This is a genomic window from Streptomyces griseoaurantiacus (genome assembly GCF_036189845.1).
Lineage (GTDB): Bacteria > Actinomycetota > Actinomycetes > Streptomycetales > Streptomycetaceae > Streptomyces > Streptomyces griseoaurantiacus.
This window is the reverse complement of sequence record NZ_CP108326.1, coordinates 4525231-4544138: the sequence shown is the minus strand read 5'-3', so window position 1 is coordinate 4544138 and position 18908 is coordinate 4525231. Positions and strand designations below refer to the sequence as shown.

Here is an 18908-nt window from a genome sequence, read left to right as displayed (position 1 = left end):
AAGGTGGGGCAATGGACCTCACGGTCGTCGCGTACGTCATCTACCTGGTGATCAGCATCGCCCTGACCATCTGGGTCGCCCGGACGCTGAGCCGCAACGGGCGGATCTTCCTCGCCGACGTGCTGCACGGGAACGAGAAGCTCGCCGATGCCGTCAACCACCTCCTGGTGGTCGGCTTCTACCTCGTCAACCTCGGCTTCGTCGCGCTCTACCTCAACGGCGACGGCACCGTCGCCGACGCCCGGGGCGTCTTCGAGGCCCTGTCGACCAAGCTCGGCGTGGTGCTGCTGGTCCTCGGCGTGATGCACCTGGCCAACGTGTACGTGCTCAACCGGATACGCCGGCGCGGGGCGATGGAGCGCGAGCAGTTCCCGCCGGTCCCGCCGCAGGGCTACGTCGCCCCGCCCGCCGGGGCGTGAGGAGATGCGCACGCCGGACACGGCGGCCGCCGCGCCCCACGCCGCCCCGCCGCCCCCGGTCCGAGGGCTCACCGTCCTCTACGACGACCGGTGCCCCCTGTGCCGCTTCGTCAGCGGCTGGCTCGGCCGGCAGCGCCGGCTCGTCCCGCTGGAGTTCGTCCCGGTCGGCTCGCCCGGGGCCCGGCGGCTCCTGCCGGACCTCGACCACCGGGCGGCCCAGGAGGAGATCACCGTCGTCGGTGACGGCGGCCAGGTCTACCGGGGAGCCGCCGCCTGGGTCGTCTGCCTGTGGGCGCTGCGCGAGCACCGCGCCCTCGCCCACCGGCTGTCCACCCCCGCCGGGCTGCGGGTGGCCCGCGGCGCGGTGCTCGCCGCCGCCAAGTGGCGAGAGGCCCACCGGGTACGGACGGCGGCCCCGCGCGCCCCGCACTGGGGAGGCACCGCCTACGTGCGCCGGGACGGATGGGTCTACACCCCCCAGTCCGGCTGGGCCTACCGAGGCCCCGCCCGCCCCGCGGAAGACTGTTCCGACGGTGCCTGCGCGACCGGCTGAGGCCCGTCCGACGATCTCCGCCTGCCGGCCCTCCGGGCTGACGACGGTGATTGTCGGACAGGCCCTAGGCTCGACCCCGTGCCTGCGAAGAACGACCCCCCGGTGACCAAGAGCGAGCAGACCCGTGCCCTGATCCTGGAGACCGCGATGCGGCTCTTCCAGGAGCGGGGGTACGACAGGACCACCATGCGGGCCATCGCCCAGGAGGCGGGCGTCTCCGTCGGGAACGCCTACTACTACTTCGCGGGCAAGGAGCACCTGATCCAGGGCTTCTACGACCGGATCGCCGCGGAGCACCGGGCGGCGGTCCGGGAGGTCCTGGCCCGGGAGACGGAGCTGCACGCCCGGTTCGCCGGCGTCCTCAAGGCCTGGCTGGACGTGGCGGCGCCGTACCACGAGTTCGCGGTGCAGTTCTTCAAGAACGCGGCCGACCCCGACAGTCCGCTCAGCCCCTTCTCCAAGGAGTCGGAGCCCGCGCGGACGGAGGTCCTCTCCCTGCACCGCGAGGTGCTGGCCGGCTCCCGCACCAAGGTGCCCGCCGACCTCAAGGACGTGCTCCCGGACCTGATGTGGCTGGCCCAGATGGGTCTGGTGATGTACTGGATCTTCGACCGCACGGAGGGCCGCGAGCGCAGCTACCGGCTCGCCGAGCGCGGCGCCCGGCTCACCGCGCGCGGCGTGGTCCTCGCCCGCTTCCGGGTGCTGCGGCCCCTCGTCCACGAGGTGCACGAGCTGTTCACGGACTTCCTGCCCGGCATGACCCGGGCACTGCCGGACCCCGCCGCCAAGGGGCGACGGGGCCGGGGGCGGCCGGAGGGGGACCGGACCGCCGGGCGGGGGCCCGGAGAGGGGCCCGTGGACCATTCCGGGAGGGAGCCGGGGAAGAGGTCCGGGAAGGACTAGCCGACCACGTCCACCTCGCCGGAGCGCAGTTCCACGTCGTAGACGAGCGGTTCCTCGCCCACCTCCACCCGCTGCGCCCGCGCGCCGTACGGCGCCGCCGTGACCGTCAGCAGATAGGTGCCCGGGGCGGGCGCGGAGACGATGTACGAGCCGTCGGCCAGGGAGGTCACGCTGTCCAATCGGCGTCCGCCGCCCTTGGACAGCAGCGTCACCGAGGCGTGTTCGACGGGACCGCCGTCCGCGTCCCGCACGAAGCCGTGCACCGCCGAGCCCCCCGTACCGGCCGCACCGGCACCGGCCCTGTCCTCGCTCGCCCCGTCCGCCGGGGCGGGCCTCTCGGACTCCTCCGCGGGTTCCACCGCGAGGTGCGGCAGCCGCTTGTCCAGCCAGGCCGGGAGCCACCAGTTGGAGCGGCCCAGCAGATGCATCGCGGCGGGCACCAGCGCGGTGCGCAGGATGAACGCGTCGAGCGCGACCGCCGCCGCCAGCCCGACACCCGCCATCGCCGCACCCGAGTTGCCGCTGAGCACGAAGGCCACGAAGACGGCGACCATGATGAGGGCGGCACTGTTGATGACGCGGCTGGTCTCGGCGAGGCCGACCCGGACCGCGCGGGCGTTGTCCCGGGTGTGCACCCACTCCTCGTGCATCCGGCTGACCAGGAACACCTGGTAGTCCATGGAGAGCCCGAAGAGCAGCGAAAGCATGATCACCGGCAGGAAGGCGTTGATCGGCCCCTCCTTGCCGAGGCCCAGCAGGTCGAGCCCCCAGCCCCACTGGAAGATCGCGACCAGGACGCCGAAGGACGCGGCGGCGGCGACGAGGTTCATCACCGCGGCCGTCAGCGGGACGACGAGCGAGCGGAAGGCCAGCAGGAGCAGCAGGAACCCGAGGGCGATGATGGTGCCGACGAACAGCGGCAACCGGTCGCCGGTGACGGTGGCGAAGTCCTTGGAGACCGCCGTGACCCCGCCGACGTGGGCCGTGACCCCGGCCTCCGGGATGGCGTCCTCGCGCAGCCGGTCGATGAGCTCGGAGGTCTCCTTCGACTGCGGTGACGTGGTCGGCACCACCTGGATGAGGCTCACCCCGTGGGCGGGCGGCAGTGCGGAGGCCTGCGCGACACCCTCGGTGGCCTCGATGCCCTTGACGAGCGCGGCGCTGTCGCCGCCCTCCACCACCACCTGCAGGGGTCCGTTGAAGCCGGGCCCGAAGCCCTCGGCGAGCATGTCGTAGGCCTGGCGGGTGGTCGTCGTGGTGTCGTCGTTGCCCTGGTCGACGGTGCCGAGCCGCAGCGACAGCACCGGCAGCGCGAGGGCGGCCATGACGACGAGGGCGAGCGCGGCGGTGCGCCGCGGCCGCTTCTGCACCTGCGCCGACCAGCGGGCGGCGAGCCCGCTCGTCTTCTCCGACGTGGTCTCGGCCCCCTCGGCGGCCAGCTTGCGGCGCTGCCGACGGCTGAGCACCCGGGTGCCGAACAGGCCGAGCAGCGCCGGGAGCAGCGTGATCGCGGCGAGGACGCTCAGCACGACGGTGAGGGTGGTGCCGATGACGACGCCGTCGAGGAACCGCAGATTGGTCACGAGCATGCCGGCGAGCGCGATGCACACCGTGCCGCCCGCGAAGAGCACGGCGCGGCCGGAGGTGTTGAGCGCCGTCATCGCGGCCTCCTCCGGGTCGAGCCCGCGCAGGATGCCGCGCCGGTGCCGGGTGACGATGAACAGCGCGTAGTCGATGCCGACGCCGAGGCCGATCAGCGAGGCCAGCAGCGGCGCGAGGTCGGGGACGTTGGTGCCGTGGCTGAGCAGCTGGATGCCGAAGTCGCCGATGCCGACGCCGAAGACGGCCACGCACAGCGGCAGCAGCATCGCGAGCAGCGAGCCGAAGGCGAGGAACAGGATGACGGCGGCGGCCCCGAGGCCGACCATCTCCGCGAGCCCGGTCGGCGGCTCCTCCACGCGCTGGATCGCCTGGCCGCCCAGCTCCACCTGCAGCCCCTGCCGCTCGGCGTCCTGGGCGGTGTCGACGACGTCCTGCACCAGCTCCTTGGGCAGGGCGTCGGCCTGCTTGTTGAAGGTGACCTGGGCGTAGGCGATCCGCCCGTCCTCACTGATCTGCGAGGCCCCCCGCTCGCCGGAGTACGGGCCGACGACCTCGCCGACGCCGTCCATGCCCGCGATCTTCTTCAGGGCCGGCTCCATCCGGCTCCGCACCGCGCCGTCGGTGACCTTGCCGTCCTCGACCTTCCACACCACCGTGTCGGTGTCCCCCGAGGTCTGCGGGAAGGCCTTCTCCAGCAGGTCGTAGGCCCGCTTGGAGTCGGTGTCCGGCAGCGAGAACGTGGTCGCGTAGTCGCTCCCGGCGGAGGTCGCCGCCGCCCCCACCCCTATGAGTGCCGCCAGCCACAGCAGCACCACCAGCAGCCGGTGCCTGTAGCACCAGCGCGCCAAAGTCGTCACGTCTTCCTGCTCCTTCGTCAGGGTCCCCCGGGCCTGGACCCCCAGCATCCCGGCGGGGGACGGGGCGGGAACACGGAGCGCGGCGCACTCTCAGGGAACTCCAAAGCACGGACCCCCGCCGACCCGGCGCCCGTTGCGGATACTTGGGGCCATGACGAGCGATGCCGACGAGAGCGTCCGCCCGGAGGACGGGGCCGGAGCGCGGCCGGGGGACGGCGCGACCGTGCTCCTCGTGGAGGACGAGGAGTCGATCGCCGACGTCCTCGCGATCGCCCTGCGCTACCACCGCTTCCAGGTGATGACGGCGGGCACGGTCCGCGAGGCCCTCGCGCTCACCGAGCGCGTCCGGCCCGACGCCGCGCTGCTCGACGTCATGCTCCCGGACGGCGACGGCCGCGCGCTCGGCAAGGAACTGCGCGCCCGGATGCCCGGCCTCGCGGTGGTGTTCGTCACCGCGCGGGACGCGCCCGGCGAGATCGTGGGGGCGCTCGGCTTCGGCGACGACTACATCACCAAGCCCTTCCACATCGACGAGGTCGTCGCCCGGGTCACGGCGGTACTGCGCCGCACCCGCTCCGCCGACGTCCTCCCCCACCCCCCGCCGCTGCGCTACGGCGACCTGGAACTGGACGAGACGACGTACTGCGCGCACCGCGCGGGCCGCATGGTGGAGCTCACGCCCACCGAGTACGCGCTGCTGCGCTTCCTGGTGCGCAACGGCGGGCGCATCGTGACCAAGGAGCAACTGCTGCGCCACGTCTGGGCCTACGAGCACGCGCCGGCGGAATCGACGGTGGTGGAGACGTACATCAGCTATCTGCGCCGCAAGCTGGCCCCCCTGGGCCCGCCGCTGATCACCACCCGGCGCGGCGTGGGATACGGGCTGGCATGAGGCTTCCCTTCCGCCCGCGGTTCCCCTCCCTGCGGTCGTGCCCGGTGGCACTGCCCCGCGGGCTGCACTCCCTGCGTGCCCAGCTCACCCTGGCGAACGTGGCCCTGCTCGCGGTCGGCGTGATCGCGGCGACGGCGGTCAGCCTGATGGGCACCGGGCACTACCTGCTCGGCCAGATCGACACGCACCTGATGCGCAGCCGCGATTCGCTGGGGGAGTCCCACCTCACGCTGCACCAGCTCGACAACCTGGGTGCCACGGCCGTCCTGCGGGAGGGACTGGTGCCGCAGCTCGACGGGTCGGCGACGCCGGACGACACGTTCGCGATGGTCGACGGGCACGGCACCGTCCTGGAGGTGGCCGGGCTGCGGCCGACCCGGGCGCAGCGGGCGCTCGCGGCGGCGGTCGGGGACCCGGCACCGTTCGCCGCCGCCCCCGAGCCCCGGGACCTCACCCTGAACGGCGCCTCCTACCGGGCCACCGCGAGCAGACTGGACGACGGCACGTACGTGCTGTTCGCCAGCTCCACGGACGCGCTGGACAACGGCATCCACAAGGCGCTCAAGCTCGATCTGACCGTCGGGGGGCTGCTGCTGGCGCTGCTGGCCTTCCTCACCATGTTCCAGGTGCGGCGTCGGATGCGGCCGCTGGAGGACATGGTGGAGACCTCCTCGGCGATCGCCGAGGGCGACCTGACCCGGCGGGTGCCCTCGCGGCGGGAGACCAGCCTGGAGGTGGAGCAGTTGCGGCTCGCCCTCAACTCGATGCTGCACCAGGTCGAGTCGGCGTACCGCACGCGCGAGCGCAGCGCCGCCCAGCTCCGCCGGTTCGTCGCCGACGCCTCGCACGAGCTGCGCACCCCGCTGTCCGCGATCCGTGGCTACCTCCAGCTCTACGACCGGGGCATCCTGACCGACCCGGACGAGCGGAAGCGTGCCTGGGAGCGGATGAACGGCGAGGTGGACCGGATGGGCCGGCTGGTCGACGAGCTGCTGACCCTGGCCCGCCTCGACCAGCGCCCGGAACTGCGGCTGCGGAACGTGGACGTGAGCCGGCTGGTGCGGGACGCGGCGGAGGACCTGCGCGCGCAGCAGCCGGACCGCCCGGTGACGGTGTCGGCCTCCGGTGCCCTGCTGGTGCGCGCCGACGAGTCCGGGCTGCGCCAGGTCCTCGGCAACCTGGTGGCCAACGTCCGCGCCCACACCCCGCCCGACGTCCCCGTCCGGCTCGACGCGCGGCGCTCCGACGGCACGGTCCGCCTGACCGTCGCCGACGAGGGCCCGGGACTGCCCGAGGAGGACGCGGCCCGCATGTTCGACCGCTTCTTCCGCACGGGCTCCTCCGCGGGCAGCGGCCTGGGCCTGGCGATAGTGCAGGGCGTGATCGAGGCCCACTGCGGCGACGTCACCGCCACGACGGCCCCGGACGAGGGCCTGACGGTGACGGTGGTGCTGCCGGCGGGGGTGCCGGGGGACTGAGCGGGTCCGCCGCGACCGGCGGGTCCTCGTCCGGCGAAATCGGGCCGAAGCGGCCTACCGCGGGTCGGCCGAACCAGTTGACCCGCACCCGCTGGGCGGCGGGGCCCCGAGGCGGAGGAGCCGACCGGACGCGGCCACCCGTCGCGAGTGGATCACCGGGGCGGGTCATGCCTGCTTCGACGCCAGTTCCACCACCGTGATGTCCGACGGGGCGCCGACCCTTGTCGGTGGGCCCCAGGCGCCGGCGCCACGGGTGACGTAGAGCCGGGTGTCTCCGTAGGTGTCGAGGCCCGCGACCGTGGGGTTGGCGGCCTCGGCGACGAAGTTGCCGGGGAAGAGCTGCCCGCCGTGGGTGTGACCGGAGAGCTGCAGGTCGACGCCGTGTCGCACGGCCTCGTGGATCTGGGCGGGCTGGTGGGCCATCAGCACCACCGCGCGGGAGGTGTCGCGGTCGCCCAGGGCGCGGGCGAAGTCCGGGCCCTGCCCCTCGCTCTCGCCCTGGAGGTCGTTCACCCCCGCCAGGTCGAAGGCGGGGAGTTCCGTGCGGGCGTTCTCCAGGGGGTGCAGGCCCAGTTCGCGGACCTGCTCGACCCACTGGGCGGCGCCCGAGAAGTACTCGTGGTTGCCGGTGACGAAATAGCTTCCGTGGCGGGCCCTCAGCCCGGCCAGCGGGGCCGCCGCAGGCCCCAGGTCCTCGACGCTGCCGTCGACCAGGTCGCCGACCACCGCGATCAGGTCCGGCTGGGTCGCGTTGACCGTGTCCACCACGCGCTGGGCGAAGCCCCGGCCGAGCACCGGGCCCAGGTGGATGTCGCTCACCACCGCGATCCGGAAGCCGTGTGCCGCGCGCGGGAGCTTCGCCAGGGGGACGGTGATCCGCTTGACCCGGGGGCCCTTCAGGACGCCGTAGGTGCCGAGGCCGACCGTGCCGACGGCCGCCGTGGCGACCGCGCCGCCCACCACCCGGGAGACGAACAGCCGGCGCGAGGGAGCGGCGGGTTTCTCGGACTCCGCCTCGGACTCCGCCTCGGGTTCCCGGGCCGGCGGGACCGCTCCCGGGGCCGGCGGGACCGTTTCCCGGACCACCTCCCGGGGCTCCACGCCCGCCCGTCGCGCCACCAGCCGCCGGACCAGCGGGCGCACCGCCTCCCCCGCCGCCAGCGCCAGCAGCAGATAGAGGCACAGCGCCATCCACAGGAAGCCCGGCCAGCCCAGCGTCCGCTGGAGCCAGAACGGGGCGTGCGCCTGCTCCGCGACCAGCGCGCCGAACATCAGCACCGGCCCGGCCACGAGCACCGCCGTGCCGGTGCGGCGGGCGGGGCCGGGGCCGGACGTGGTGTCGCGCACCAGGCGGCGCCAGGCCCACCAGTGCAGCGCCACGAACGCGGCCAGCACCAGCAGCGCGGCCAGGACGAAGACGACGATCACGGTTGCGGGGCTCCCTCGGCCGTAGCGGCGCACCGCCCTGCGCGGTACGGCGGGCCACCGGTGCCCGATGCTAGGGCACCGAGCTGCGAGGAGGACACTTGCGGTGCACGGCCCCGCCCTCGCGGCCGTCGCACCCGTCATGTCTGTCGCACCGGAGGACTCCTCTCATGAAACTCGGCCGTCGTGCCTCCTGGTTCCTGCTCGCCTTCGGCGTGTGGTCGTGGGTGATCTGGGTCACCTTCGTGAAGAACCTGATCGCGGACGCGAGCGGGCTCGCCTTCGAGGACGGCAGTCCCACGGCCTACTTCTGGGTGCACCTCACCCTGGCCGTCACCTCGTTCGTCCTGGGCACGGCCGTCGGTGCGATCGGGCTCCGCGGTCTGCGCGGCCTGCGCGCGGACACGCGGGAGCCCGTCGCCTGATCAGCCCGCACTCCTCCTCAGCCCGCACTCCTCCTCAGCCCGTCCTCCTGATCAGTCCGTCCTCCTGATCAGTCCGTCCTGTCCAGGGCGTTCTTGAGGCGCCGCGCCTGCTTCACCGTCTGCGAGGAGCCCGGACGTGCCGCCAGTGCGTCGAGCCCGGGTACGGACCCGCGGGCGCCGCAGCCCTCCGCGCTGTCGGCGGCGAGCGTGAGCACGGCGGGGAGGCCGTGCGGCGCCTCGTCCGCGAGGAGCGGGGGAAGCACGGCCGAGAGCACCGCCCATGCCGTGGCGTACGCGCCGGTGCGCACGAGTTCCCGCAGCGCCTCCACGACCCGCTGGAGGGTGAGCCGGCGCAGCTGGGTCAGCTCGGCCACGTCCCGGCCGAGCCGCTCCGTGTCGAGCTGTCCGCGCGCGGCCAGGACGAGCATCGCGTCCACGGCGGACAGCCGCTCCTCCGGGCGCCGCGCCCCGAGACCGTACGCCAGGAGGAGATGGGTCGCGGGCCCGGCCGGCCCCCCGGACTCGGCGAGTACGGGCAGCACGTCGGCGGCCTCTCCGATGCTCTCGTCGTAGGCCAGCCAGGCGAACCGGACCAGCATCCGGGCCGCCACGATCTCCCGGTGCTGAGGCAGGAGTGCGAGCAGTTGCGTGCTGAGCTCGCCGCCTTCGTCGCCGCACCGGCACCTGCCGGTGAGGGGGTCGTACACGCCCAGCAGGGAACGGAACGGCTCGGAGAAGTCCTCGTGTCCTGCGACGGCCTCGGTGCGGACCAGAACGCCGGGGCGCGCCGTCCTCAGCCCCAGGCGCTGCCGCTCGCGGAAGACGGCGGGATCGGGCAGGGGGCCCTCGGCGAGCCGGGCGGCGAGCCGGCGGCCCGCCGGTGAGGTCAGCTCCGCGGCCGCCGCCACGACGCCGGGCGGCACCTCCCGGTCCAGCCGCAGCAGCGCCAGGTCGAGGTCGGCCGGGCCGGGTGCGATGCCGGCGCGTTCGTAGGCGGCGAGCCGCTCCACCAGCACCGCCGGGTCGATGGTGCCCGTGGACCAGGTGGGCGTGGCCAGCAGGAACGGCAGCGGGTCGGTGTGCAGCCGTGCCGCGATCTCGGCCACCCGGAGGAGGGGGACGAGTCCGACGGCCCTGTGCGGGCACGCGGATTCGAGGACCCGGCTGCGGGCGGCGGCCAGTTCCTCCTCCGGCGCGGCACCCATGGCGGAGGCGAGGAGGGACGGGAGCCAGTGCCAGCCGAGGTAGTAGTAGTGGCCGTCCGCGTACCACCTCTCCTTCCAGCGCCCCGCGACCGGTTCCAGGGCGGCCCGCAGCCCGGGCAGGTCGGCGTGCGCGTGGCGCACGAGAGCGCCCAGGACCCTTTCCTGCCGTACCGGTGCGCCGGAGCCCTCGGGGACGGCGGCGATCTCCTCCACGAGTTCGGCGAGGCTCAGCGGCTCCGGTTCGAGGGGCTCGGGGAGCGGGGCGGGCGGCAGCCCCTCGTCCTCGTCGTCGCCCTCGGGTATGCCGGCGGTCTCCTCGGCGAGGACGTCCCCGAACGCCTCGGCCGCGCGGGCGCGCAGGTCGGGGCGGAGTTGCCCGGCGGACGCCGCGATCGCGGCGAGGACGGCCCCGCCCGCACGCTTGCGGTGGCGGATCAGCAGGGCGAGGCCGCGCTCCTGGAGGCTGTGTTCCTCGTGGGCGAAGACGTCGGTCACGGCGAGGAGCAGCTCCTCCGTGCCGGGTCCGCCGCGCTTCACGGCCTTGTCCAGCAGGGTGAGCTGGGCCCGCACGATCTTCTTCTCGGGCCGGGTCAGGGCGGCCCGGGAGGCCTCGACCAGGTGCTCGGTCTCCAGACGGCCCGCCGCGTCGAGCCGGGCCAGCACCTCCTGGGCTCGTGCCGCCGCGAGCGACTGGGCGTCGGGCACCATCCGCACCCAGGTCAGGGTGCGCGCCGCGTACTCGTCCTCGGTCGGGTCCAGGGCCGTCAGCAGGGTGAGGAAACCCCGCACGAGGCCGAGCCGGGTCTCGCGCGACAGCCGGGACACACAGCCGTCGAGGAGCATCCCCCGGCTGAGCCGGCCCTCCTCGGCGAGTCCGGCCAGGGCCGCGGCCCACCCGGGGTCGTGGTCCCAGACGTACTGGAGGTTCGAGCCGGCCTCCGGCACCTCGAAGAGCCGCGGCACCATGACCGTCAGGAAGGGGTGCTCGCCGAGGGACTTCCTCACCGGGGAGCCGCCGACGCACAGCTCCCAGCCGAGGACGAAGCCGTCCGTCGTGGGCGGCTCGCAGCCCGCGGCCTGCACCAGTGCGGCGATCAGCGGGTACTGATCCCGCGCGACGGTACGGCGCTCGGCCATCCGGTGCGCGACCTGGCCCAGCCAGGCGGGTTCGCGGTCACCCAGCGCGTCGAGGACCGGCGTGAGGTCCCTGCTGCTCCACCACAGCTCGCCCGCCGCGAGCCACTGGGCGGCGGCCGCCACGCCGGAGGAGCAGGCCGCCCCGGCCGCCCACAGGGCCTCGCGGATCCCGAGGTGCCCCTCGGTCCGGTCGTCGCGCACCTCCTTGCGCCACGCCTTCAGCACCGGCAGGCAGGCGCGCCGCTCGGCGGCGGTGAGGGGCGAGGCCAGCTTGGCGACGTCCTCGGCGCGGCCCTCGCGCACGGCGTGCAGCAGGGCGTGGGCGCCGGGGGCGGCCCCGGCGGGGATGTCGTAGTCGGGCATCAGACGGCTCCGGTCGAGGAGGAGGAAGAAGAGGAAGGAGAGGAAGGAGAAGTGGAAGCAGCGGGAGAAGAAGAGGTCGTGGTGCCCGCCGTGCCCCGGGCCGCCGCGCGGCGGACGATCCGGACGGCCAGGGCGTGCTTGCACGGTCCCCGGCCGCCGCGATACGTGGCCCACCACAGGCAGGTGCAGCTCAGGCGCCCCTCGGCGGACCTGACCCGGTGGACGTGGTCGTCGACGGTGACCGTGGCGAGCTCCCCCTCCAGGGAGACCGCGCCCGCCTCGACCAGGGCCTGGGCGGCCCGCAGCCGGGGGTTCTGGCGCTCGGCCCGCCCGGTGTCGTACGGCAGTTCGCGGTGGAAGTACGCCGCCTCCGCCACGTCGTAGCCGATGCGTCCGGCGGTGCCGAGCCGGGTGAGCGCCGCCCGTACGCGCGCGGGGGTGAGCCCGCTCTGCTCGGCGAGCCGGTCGAGGTCGACGACGGGGTCCCAGGCGAGCAGCACCGACACCAGCTCGGCGTCCTCGGCGGACTCCTCCGAGGCCAGGGCCTCCAGGACGCCGCCCTCGCCGGAGAAGCCCCGGGCCGGGTCCGGGGAGAGGGTGAGGGTGAGGCGCATGCCGAGGAGTTCCAGTTCCCACGCGCTCGCCACGGGCCCGCTGCCCGAGGTGACGGCCGGTCCGTGCAGGCGCAGGCCCGTCGCGTGGCGCAGTACCCGGCCGAGCGCGGCGAGCCGCTCGGGACCCGGCAGGCACACCGCGCCGGGGACCGGCCGGGTGGTGGCGCGCAGCGAGCGGCCGGCCGGGACGACCCAGCGCACCGCCCGGGAGGCACCGGAACGGGGCAGCGAGCGCAGGAAGCGCACGGCCTCGGCGGCGGACAGCTCGGCACGGAGGTCGAAGCCGGAGGCGAGCACCTGGGTCTCGGCGAACCCGCGCAGCCAGCGGCCGGGCAGGGGCACCTTCCTCTCCACCACGGGCCCGTCGAAGGTGGTGAGGGTCAGCTCGTCGGGGCCGACCTCAAGGAGCATCGGGTCGGCCGGGCCGACGTGGGTGAGGGCCTCGCGGAGGGGGAGGTTCACGTCGACGTTGGTCGTGCCGTGCCCGACCTCGTCCCCGTCGAGCGCCTCGCCCAGCACGTCGAGCCGGGCGTAGACGCCACCGCAGCCGGAGAAGGACTCGAAGCGCAGCCGGTCCCCGTTGCCGGTGACCACCGGATCGCAGCAGCCGTAGCGCTGTGGCTGGTAGTAGCGGGCGGCGGCGACGTCCGCGACGGACAGCAGCCCGGCGGCGGCGACCTGGGGGTTCGCCAGAAAGCCGTGGAAGAAGCTCGGGTGGGCTTCCCGGCCCGCCGGTGTCGTCCCGCCGGAGGTCTGCAGGCTGAGGATGCCGCCCTCCGTGGTGCGGTGCACGGCGGAGGGCCGTAGGTAGGCGTACGTCTGCGCGTCCTGGGTCATGGACCACAAGGTAGGGGCCGCCACTGACAACGCCCTTGCCGCGCACCCGACTTGCCCGGCCCGCCCGGCCCCGGATCCGTCGGCGCACCGCAACCCTCGGGGGGTCCCGGCGCTCTTCTTCGGGGAGGGCGGTGAAGGCCCCGGTGCCGTGGCGGCCCCGCGACGGACGAACGCGTGTGAAAGGTGATCCGGATGACCCAGCTCCCCACCCCGCGGCCCCTGCCGCACGCCCGGCGGGCGGCTGGAACGGCGGGCTCCGGCCGCGCGGAGGCGATACGGCCGAAGGGGGGTGCGACACCGGAAGCGGCGCCCGGTACGTTGCACTGCGTGCCCGCTTCCCACACGAAGACCGGCAGGCGCCGCGCGCCGGTCGCCGCCGTCGTCCTGCTGTCCCTGCCCGCGCTGCCGTTCGCGGTGCCCGGCACCGCCTTCGCGGCACCGCTGCCGCCGAGTCCTGGGGCGAGCGGCAGCACCGCGCCCGGCACGACACCGGGGGCGGGCGCGGGCGCGAGTCCGGGATCGAGCACGAGTCCGGGGGCGAGCGCGAGCAGTGGTACCGCTGCCGGTGCGACACCCGGCGCCGGCGCCTCCGCCACTCCCCCGGCAACGATGTCGACGGTCGGCGGGGCGCGGCTCGGGCTGCCCGGGACGCAGGCCGAACTCGGCTCCGGTGCGCCCGTGCTGCCCAAGGACCTCACCGCCCGCTCGTGGATCGTCGCCGACGCCGAGAACGGCGACGTCCTCGCCGCGCACAACGCGCACTGGAGACTCCCCCCGGCCAGCACCCTGAAGATGCTGTTCGCGGACACGCTGCTGCCCAAGTTCCCCCGCACCACCGAGCACGAGGTGGCCGCCTCCGATCTGGCCGGGATGGGCGCCGGGTCCAGCGTGGTCCCGCTGCACAAGGGCGAGACGTACTCCGTGCGCGACCTGTGGCTCGGCGTCTTCCTGAAGTCCGGCAACGACGCCGTGCACGTGCTCTCCGCGATGAACGGGGGCGTCGCGGCGACCGTTCAGGACATGCGGGCGCACGCCGAGGAGCTGCGCGCCCTGGACACGACGGTGGTCAGCCCGGACGGCTACGACGCCCCGAAGCAGGTCTCCTCCGCGTACGACCTGACGCTGATCGCCCGCTCCGGGCTGCAGAAGAAGGACTTCCGGGAGTACTGCGCCACCGTGAAGACCTCCTTCCCCGGAAAGACCACGAAGAGCGGCGGCAAGAAGTCCCGCAAGACCTTCGAGATACGCAACACCAACCGGCTGCTGGCCGGCGACACCGACGTCCCCGCCTATCCGGGCCTCGCGGGCGTGAAGAACGGCAACACCACCGAGGCCGGCGCCACCTTCACCGGTGTCGCCGAACGCGGGGGCCGGGTACTGCTCGTCACGGTGATGAACCCGGAGGACCACGGGCACAACGAGGTCTACAAGGAGGCCGCCAGGCTGCTCGACTGGGGCTTCTCGGCGGCGGGCAAGGCCACGCCGGTCGGCGAACTGGTCGCCCCCGAGGGCGCGGCGGGCGACTCCTCCGCCGCCGGGGACGCCGGAACTCCGACGGCCACGCCCGCGCCGTCCACCGAGCCGGTGGCCGCCGCGGCCGCGCGGGGCGGGTCCGGCGGGATGGGTGTGGCCCTCGGTGTGGCCGGAGGGCTGCTGGTGCTGCTCGCCGCCGGGGTCTGGCTGGTCAACCGCCGCTGGCCGCTGCCGGGTTCGGCACGCCGCGGGAAGGACGGGTGACGCCCTCCTCGGCCTTGCTGCCGGTGGCCGTCCAGGAGGCGCAGTACAGCACCAGTTTGGCCGTGAAGTTGATCCACAGCAGCAGCGCGACCGGCACGCCGAAGGCGCCGTACATGCTCTTCGAGGCGACCCCCTGGATGTAGCCGCTGAGCGCCAGCTTGAGGATCTCGAAGCCGAGGGCGCCGAGCAGGGCGGCGACGAACAGCCGGTGCCGGGAGGGCTCGACGCCGGGCAGCAGGGTCAGGACGTACAGCAGGAGGGCGAAGTCGGCGAGGACGGCGACGGTGAACGCGGCGAGCTGCAGCAGCGCGCGGCCCCAGCCCGCCCCGTCCAGGCCGAGGCGGTCGGCGCTCCATCCCACCAGCGCGGTGGCGGTCGCGGACGCGGCCAGGGTGAGGAGGACGGCACCGCCGAAGCCGACGAGGACGCCCGCGTCCTTGACCCGGCGCAGCAGGGGGTTCTCCTCGCCCTCGGGCAGTTCCCACACCGTGCGCAGGCAGTCCCGCATGGCGTCGACCCAGCCGATGCCGGTGACCAGCAGCACGACGGCCGCGATGACGCCGACGGTGCCCGCGTTCTCGACCAGGCCGTGGATGTCGAGTTCCTCGGCGATGCCGGGGACCTGTTCGGCGAGGCGGTCCTGGAGGGTGCGCCGCTGGGCCTCGCTGAGGGCGGCTGTGCCGAGGGTCGCAGCGAGGGTGAGGACGGGGAAGAGGGCGACGAAGCTGGTGAAGGTCATCGCCGCGGCGAGGCGGGTCCACTTGACCCGGTCCAGGCGCTGGTAGGAGCGCCAGGCGTGGGTGGTCTCCAGGTGGGCCAGCGCGGGGCCGACGCCGGGGAGTCTTCTCAGCCAGTCCATGATCCAGACGGTCCCACTCTTTCCGGCAGCTCGGCCCCTTCTTGCCCGGTTACCCGCTGACGGCGGCGGTAGCGGCACGAGGAACGGCGTGTTTTGGAAGGGTACATACCCATGTGACCGATACCGTCGGGCGCATGATGGACGGCTATCGACCTCCCACCTCCCTGCTCGTGCTCGGGGGCACGTCCGAGATCGCGCTCGCCACCGCCCGGCGCCTGATCGCGCGCCGGACCCGGCTCGTGTGGCTGGCCGGGCGGCCCTCGCCGGCGCTGGAGAAGGCCGCCGAGCAGATCCGCCGGGCGGGCGCGGACGTCCGTACCGTCGCCTTCGACGCGCTGGACCCCGAGGCCCACGAGGCGGTGCTCGGCAAGGTGTTCGCCGAGGGCGCCGTCGACATGGTGCTGCTGGCCTTCGGCGTGAGCGGCAACCAGGCCACCGACGAACGCGACCCGGTGGCCGCCGCCCGGGTCGCGCAGACCAACTACACCGGCGCCGTCTCGGCCGGGCTGGTGTGCGGGAAGGCCCTGCAGACGCAGGGGCACGGCTCGCTGGTCGTGCTGTCGTCCGTCGCCGGTGAGCGGGCCCGCCGCTCGGACTTCATCTACGGCTCCAGCAAGGCGGGCCTGGATGCCTTCGCGCAGGGCCTCGGGGACGCGCTGTACGGCACCGGGGTGCATGTGATGGTCGTCCGCCCCGGGTACGTCCGCACGGCGGGCAGCACCGAGCGGCCGGACGTGCCGTTCACGACCACGCCGGAGGCGGTGGCGCGGGCCGTGGAGCTGGGGCTGCGGCGCCGTTCGGAGACGGTGTGGGTGCCGGGGCGGCTGCGGGTGGTGATGTCGGCGCTGCGGCACGTGCCGCGGCCGCTGTTCCGGCTGCTGCCGATGTGAGCCGAGCGGTGCCGCCGCCGCCCCTGGGGGTCAGCGGGCGGGCAGCGAGCTGCCCTCGGGGGCACTCGCCTGCGGCGGGACGACCGTGGAGCCGAAGGGGAAGTCGCGCAGCTTGCGCCACACCCCGTCGCTCCCCTGCTCGTGCAGGCCGAAGCCGGTGCAGGGCCACTGGGCGGTGTAGCCGGCGAGTTCCTCGTAGGCGCGGTCCAGTGCCGCCTCGTCGATACCGTGGGCCACGGTGACGTGCGGGTGGTAGGGGAACTGCAGTTCGCGGGCGACGGGCCCGGAGGCGTTCCGCACCTGCTGCTGCAGCCGGGCGCACGCCTCGGCGCCCTCCACCACCTGGACGAAGACCACCGGTGACAGCGGGCGGAAGGTGCCCGTGCCGCACAGCCGCATCGGGAAGGGCCGCCCGGCCGCGGCGACCCGGGCCAGGTGCGCCTCCAGGGCGGGCAGGTCCGCCCGCCCGATCTCGGTCGGCGGCAGCAGGGTGACGTGGGTGGGGATGCCGTGCGCCGCGACGTCGCCGAAGCCGACGCGCCGCTGCTGGAGCAGGGTGCCGTGCGGCTCCGGGACCGCGATCGACACACCGATCGTTACGGTCCCCACGTCGTCTCCTTCGTCGTCGGGTCGGGCGTCTGACTTCGGGGCGGGCTCGCCGGCCGGCTGTGTGCCGCCCGGCTATCGACTGTACGGCCACGGCTCGGCCCCGGGCAGGCGCAGCGGGAGTGATGTGCAGCGCTCTGCCCGGTGGTACACGGTGCCGTGCGGTGGCCCTCCGGTCGCCGTGCGGGACGGGACCGGAGGGTGGGGGGTGGGGTTCAGCGGCGGCCGGGCAGGAAACCGACCCGGTCGTAGGTCTGCGCGAGCGTCTCGGCGGCGATGAGGCGGGCCTTCTCGGCGCCCTTGGCGAGGATCTTGTCCAGCGTCTCGGGGTCGGCCAGGTAGGCCTGGGTGCGCTCCCGGAACGGCGTCACGAAGTCGACCATGACCTCGGCGAGGTCGGTCTTGAGCGCGCCGTAGCCCTTGCCCTCGTAGCGCTGCTCCAGCGCGAGGATGCCCTCGCCGGTGAGCGTGGAGTAGATGGTCAGCAGGTTGCTGACGCCCGGCTTGGCCTCGGCGTCGTACCGGATGACGGTGTCGGTGTCGGTGACCGCGCTCTTGACCTTCTTCGCGGTGGCCTTCGGCTCGTCGAGCAGGTTGATGAGGCCCTTCGGCGTGGAGGCCGACTTGCTCATCTTGATCGCCGGGTCCTGCAGGTCGAAGATCTTCGCCGTCTCCTTGAGGATGTACGCCTTCGGGACGGTGAAGGTCTCGCCGAAGCGGCCGTTGAAGCGCTCGGCGAGGTCGCGGGTCAGCTCGATGTGCTGGCGCTGGTCCTCGCCGACCGGCACCTCGTGCGCCTGGTACAGCAGGATGTCGGCGACCTGGAGGATCGGGTACGTGAACAGGCCGACGGTGGTGCGGTCGGCGCCCTGCTTGGCGGACTTGTCCTTGAACTGGGTCATGCGCTGGGCCTCGCCGTAGCCGGTGAGGCAGTTCATGACCCAGGCGAGCTGGGCGTGCTCGGGCACGTGGCTCTGCACGAACAGCGTGCAGCGCTCCGGGTCGAGACCGGCGGCGAGGAGCTGGGCGGCGGCCAGCCGGGTGTTGGCGCGCAGTTCGGCCGGATCCTGCTGCACGGTGATCGCGTGCAGGTCGACGACCATGTAGAACGCGTCGTGCGTCTCCTGGAGAGCCACCCATTGGCGGACGGCGCCGAGGTAGTTTCCGAGGTGGAACGAGCCTGCGGTGGGCTGGATTCCGGAGAGCACGCGGGGTCGGTCGATCGCCATGCCCACCATTCTCTCAGGTCCGCGGACCCGCTCCGGTACGCGACGGGAAGAGGAGCTGCCCGAACGGGTCTTCGGGGTGTAACAAGGGACGATGCCCTGGTGGCAGGGTGCGGGACCGGGTCCGGCGCGGATGCGGGCGAGGGCAGGACGGATCGTGTGGGAAGGGGCTGCGGCGTGATACGTCGTACGGCCGTGGTGACGGCGGGTCTCGTGATGGCAGGGGCGTTCCTCGGGGTGGGCGCGCCCGGGGCGGGGGCGGTGGCCAAGGACGTGCCGGACCTGGCCATCGTCATCCCGGGCGACAGCGCGCGGACGAGGACGGTGCGCTCGGGGGACACCGGGTTCGCCCGGCTGTGGGACCTGTTCCGGCCGGACGAGACGGAGAGCGAGGCGGTGCCTCCCGAGTGGCGGGAGGGGCGGTACCCGCGGGCGCGGGCGACCGTGGTGTGGGGGCTGACCGGGATCGGGGGGTGGCCGTACACGGAGCGGGCGCCGGGGGGCGACGTCGCCATCGAGCGGCAGGACCAGGTGTTCCTCGCGGAGGACGGCACGCCGTGGATCCGCAGCGATCCCGCGCCGGACGTCGCGGACGACGACGTGCGGTGGCACCGCGGGGTCCGGAAGGTCTACGACCGGCTGGAGAAGGCGGGCATGTTCGGTCCCGCCGAGCAGCCCGGGGAGTCCGGCGCGGGACTGCGGGCGCGCTGGGCGCTCTGGGGGGCGCTGGCCGGCGTGGCACTCGGGGGCGGGGGCGCCTGGGGGCTGCGGCGGTGGTCCGCGCGGCGGGACGCGGAGCCGGTCGCGCGGGAGCCGCGGCAGGAGCTGATCGACCTCTAGGGCCTCTCGTCCGGATCGTCCCGGCGAACGAAAGGCCCTG

Annotated in this window: 16 protein-coding genes; 9 read left to right on the top strand and 7 right to left on the bottom strand. The window is 74.0% G+C overall.

Going from position 1 to position 18908, the window contains the following annotated elements; genetic code table 11:
* Positions 1-11 precede the first annotated feature (11 nt).
* From OHB09_RS20280 to OHB09_RS20270, 3 genes are all read left to right on the top strand, one after another.
* Positions 12-419 (top strand): hypothetical protein, encoded by a 408-nt coding sequence (locus OHB09_RS20280; RefSeq protein ID WP_006140746.1) that lies wholly within the window; start codon positions 12-14, stop codon positions 417-419.
* Between the two features lie 4 nt (positions 420-423).
* On the top strand, positions 424-972 hold the full coding sequence (locus OHB09_RS20275) for a thiol-disulfide oxidoreductase DCC family protein (protein WP_167793746.1): 549 nt from the start codon (positions 424-426) through the stop codon (positions 970-972).
* A gap of 78 nt (positions 973-1050) precedes the next feature.
* The gene (locus OHB09_RS20270; protein WP_318295266.1) at positions 1051-1875 is read left to right on the top strand and encodes a TetR family transcriptional regulator; all 825 of its coding nucleotides are present in this window, start codon (positions 1051-1053) and stop codon (positions 1873-1875) included.
* On the opposite strand, the gene OHB09_RS20265 is transcribed toward OHB09_RS20270, so the two are convergent.
* Positions 1872-4325 (bottom strand): MMPL family transporter, encoded by a 2454-nt coding sequence (locus OHB09_RS20265; protein ID WP_319351851.1) that lies wholly within the window; start codon positions 4323-4325, stop codon positions 1872-1874. The two genes, OHB09_RS20270 and OHB09_RS20265, sit on opposite strands and share 4 nt — an antisense overlap.
* Positions 4326-4557: 232 nt before the next feature.
* Here OHB09_RS20265 and OHB09_RS20260 point away from each other — a divergent pair, with 232 nt between their 5' ends.
* The gene (locus OHB09_RS20260; RefSeq protein ID WP_040895625.1) at positions 4558-5226 is read left to right on the top strand and encodes a response regulator transcription factor; all 669 of its coding nucleotides are present in this window, start codon (positions 4558-4560) and stop codon (positions 5224-5226) included.
* 44 nt (positions 5227-5270) lie between these two features.
* The gene (locus OHB09_RS20255; RefSeq protein WP_093593971.1) at positions 5271-6704 is read left to right on the top strand and encodes a sensor histidine kinase; all 1434 of its coding nucleotides are present in this window, start codon (positions 5271-5273) and stop codon (positions 6702-6704) included.
* 165 nt (positions 6705-6869) lie between these two features.
* Here OHB09_RS20255 and OHB09_RS20250 read toward each other — a convergent pair whose 3' ends face one another.
* Positions 6870-8132 carry a metallophosphoesterase gene (locus OHB09_RS20250; protein WP_328918584.1) on the bottom strand — a complete coding sequence of 421 codons (1263 nt, stop codon included), beginning with the start codon at positions 8130-8132 and terminating at the stop codon, positions 6870-6872.
* A gap of 167 nt (positions 8133-8299) precedes the next feature.
* Here OHB09_RS20250 and OHB09_RS20245 point away from each other — a divergent pair, with 167 nt between their 5' ends.
* Positions 8300-8554, top strand: coding sequence for an SCO4848 family membrane protein (locus OHB09_RS20245; RefSeq protein WP_006140753.1), 255 nt, complete (start codon positions 8300-8302; stop codon positions 8552-8554).
* Between the two features lie 68 nt (positions 8555-8622).
* On the opposite strand, the gene OHB09_RS20240 is transcribed toward OHB09_RS20245, so the two are convergent.
* The gene (locus OHB09_RS20240) at positions 8623-11259 is read right to left on the bottom strand and encodes a DUF7824 domain-containing protein (protein WP_328923040.1); all 2637 of its coding nucleotides are present in this window, start codon (positions 11257-11259) and stop codon (positions 8623-8625) included.
* Positions 11259-12710, bottom strand: coding sequence for a DprA-like winged helix domain-containing protein (locus OHB09_RS20235; protein WP_328922346.1), 1452 nt, complete (start codon positions 12708-12710; stop codon positions 11259-11261). Before OHB09_RS20235 ends, OHB09_RS20240 begins: the two co-directional genes overlap by 1 nt.
* 327 nt (positions 12711-13037) lie before the next feature.
* Between OHB09_RS20235 and OHB09_RS20230 the strand changes: the two genes are divergently transcribed.
* A complete protein-coding gene (locus OHB09_RS20230; protein WP_176945031.1) occupies positions 13038-14447 on the top strand; it encodes a D-alanyl-D-alanine carboxypeptidase family protein in 1410 nt (469 codons plus the stop codon).
* Here OHB09_RS20230 and OHB09_RS20225 read toward each other — a convergent pair.
* Positions 14395-15306 carry a YihY/virulence factor BrkB family protein gene (locus tag OHB09_RS20225; RefSeq protein WP_167793749.1) on the bottom strand — a complete coding sequence of 304 codons (912 nt, stop codon included), beginning with the start codon at positions 15304-15306 and terminating at the stop codon, positions 14395-14397. The two genes, OHB09_RS20230 and OHB09_RS20225, sit on opposite strands and share 53 nt — an antisense overlap.
* 134 nt (positions 15307-15440) lie before the next feature.
* Here OHB09_RS20225 and OHB09_RS20220 point away from each other — a divergent pair, with 134 nt between their 5' ends.
* Entirely contained in the window at positions 15441-16196 is a 756-nt protein-coding gene (locus OHB09_RS20220; RefSeq protein WP_040895630.1) for a decaprenylphospho-beta-D-erythro-pentofuranosid-2-ulose 2-reductase, read from the top strand.
* Positions 16197-16226: 30 nt separating this feature from the next.
* Here the strand turns inward: OHB09_RS20220 and OHB09_RS20215 are convergent, their stop codons facing one another.
* Both OHB09_RS20215 and trpS read right to left on the bottom strand, forming a co-directional pair.
* Complete coding sequence (locus OHB09_RS20215) at positions 16227-16805, bottom strand: 2'-5' RNA ligase family protein (protein ID WP_006140758.1); 579 nt, start codon at positions 16803-16805, stop codon at positions 16227-16229.
* A gap of 212 nt (positions 16806-17017) precedes the next feature.
* On the bottom strand, positions 17018-18031 hold the full coding sequence (trpS, locus tag OHB09_RS20210; RefSeq protein WP_328922345.1) for a tryptophan--tRNA ligase: 1014 nt from the start codon (positions 18029-18031) through the stop codon (positions 17018-17020).
* A gap of 174 nt (positions 18032-18205) precedes the next feature.
* Here trpS and OHB09_RS20205 point away from each other — a divergent pair, with 174 nt between their 5' ends.
* On the top strand, positions 18206-18868 hold the full coding sequence (locus OHB09_RS20205) for a hypothetical protein (protein ID WP_328922344.1): 663 nt from the start codon (positions 18206-18208) through the stop codon (positions 18866-18868).
* Positions 18869-18908: the final 40 nt, after the last annotated feature.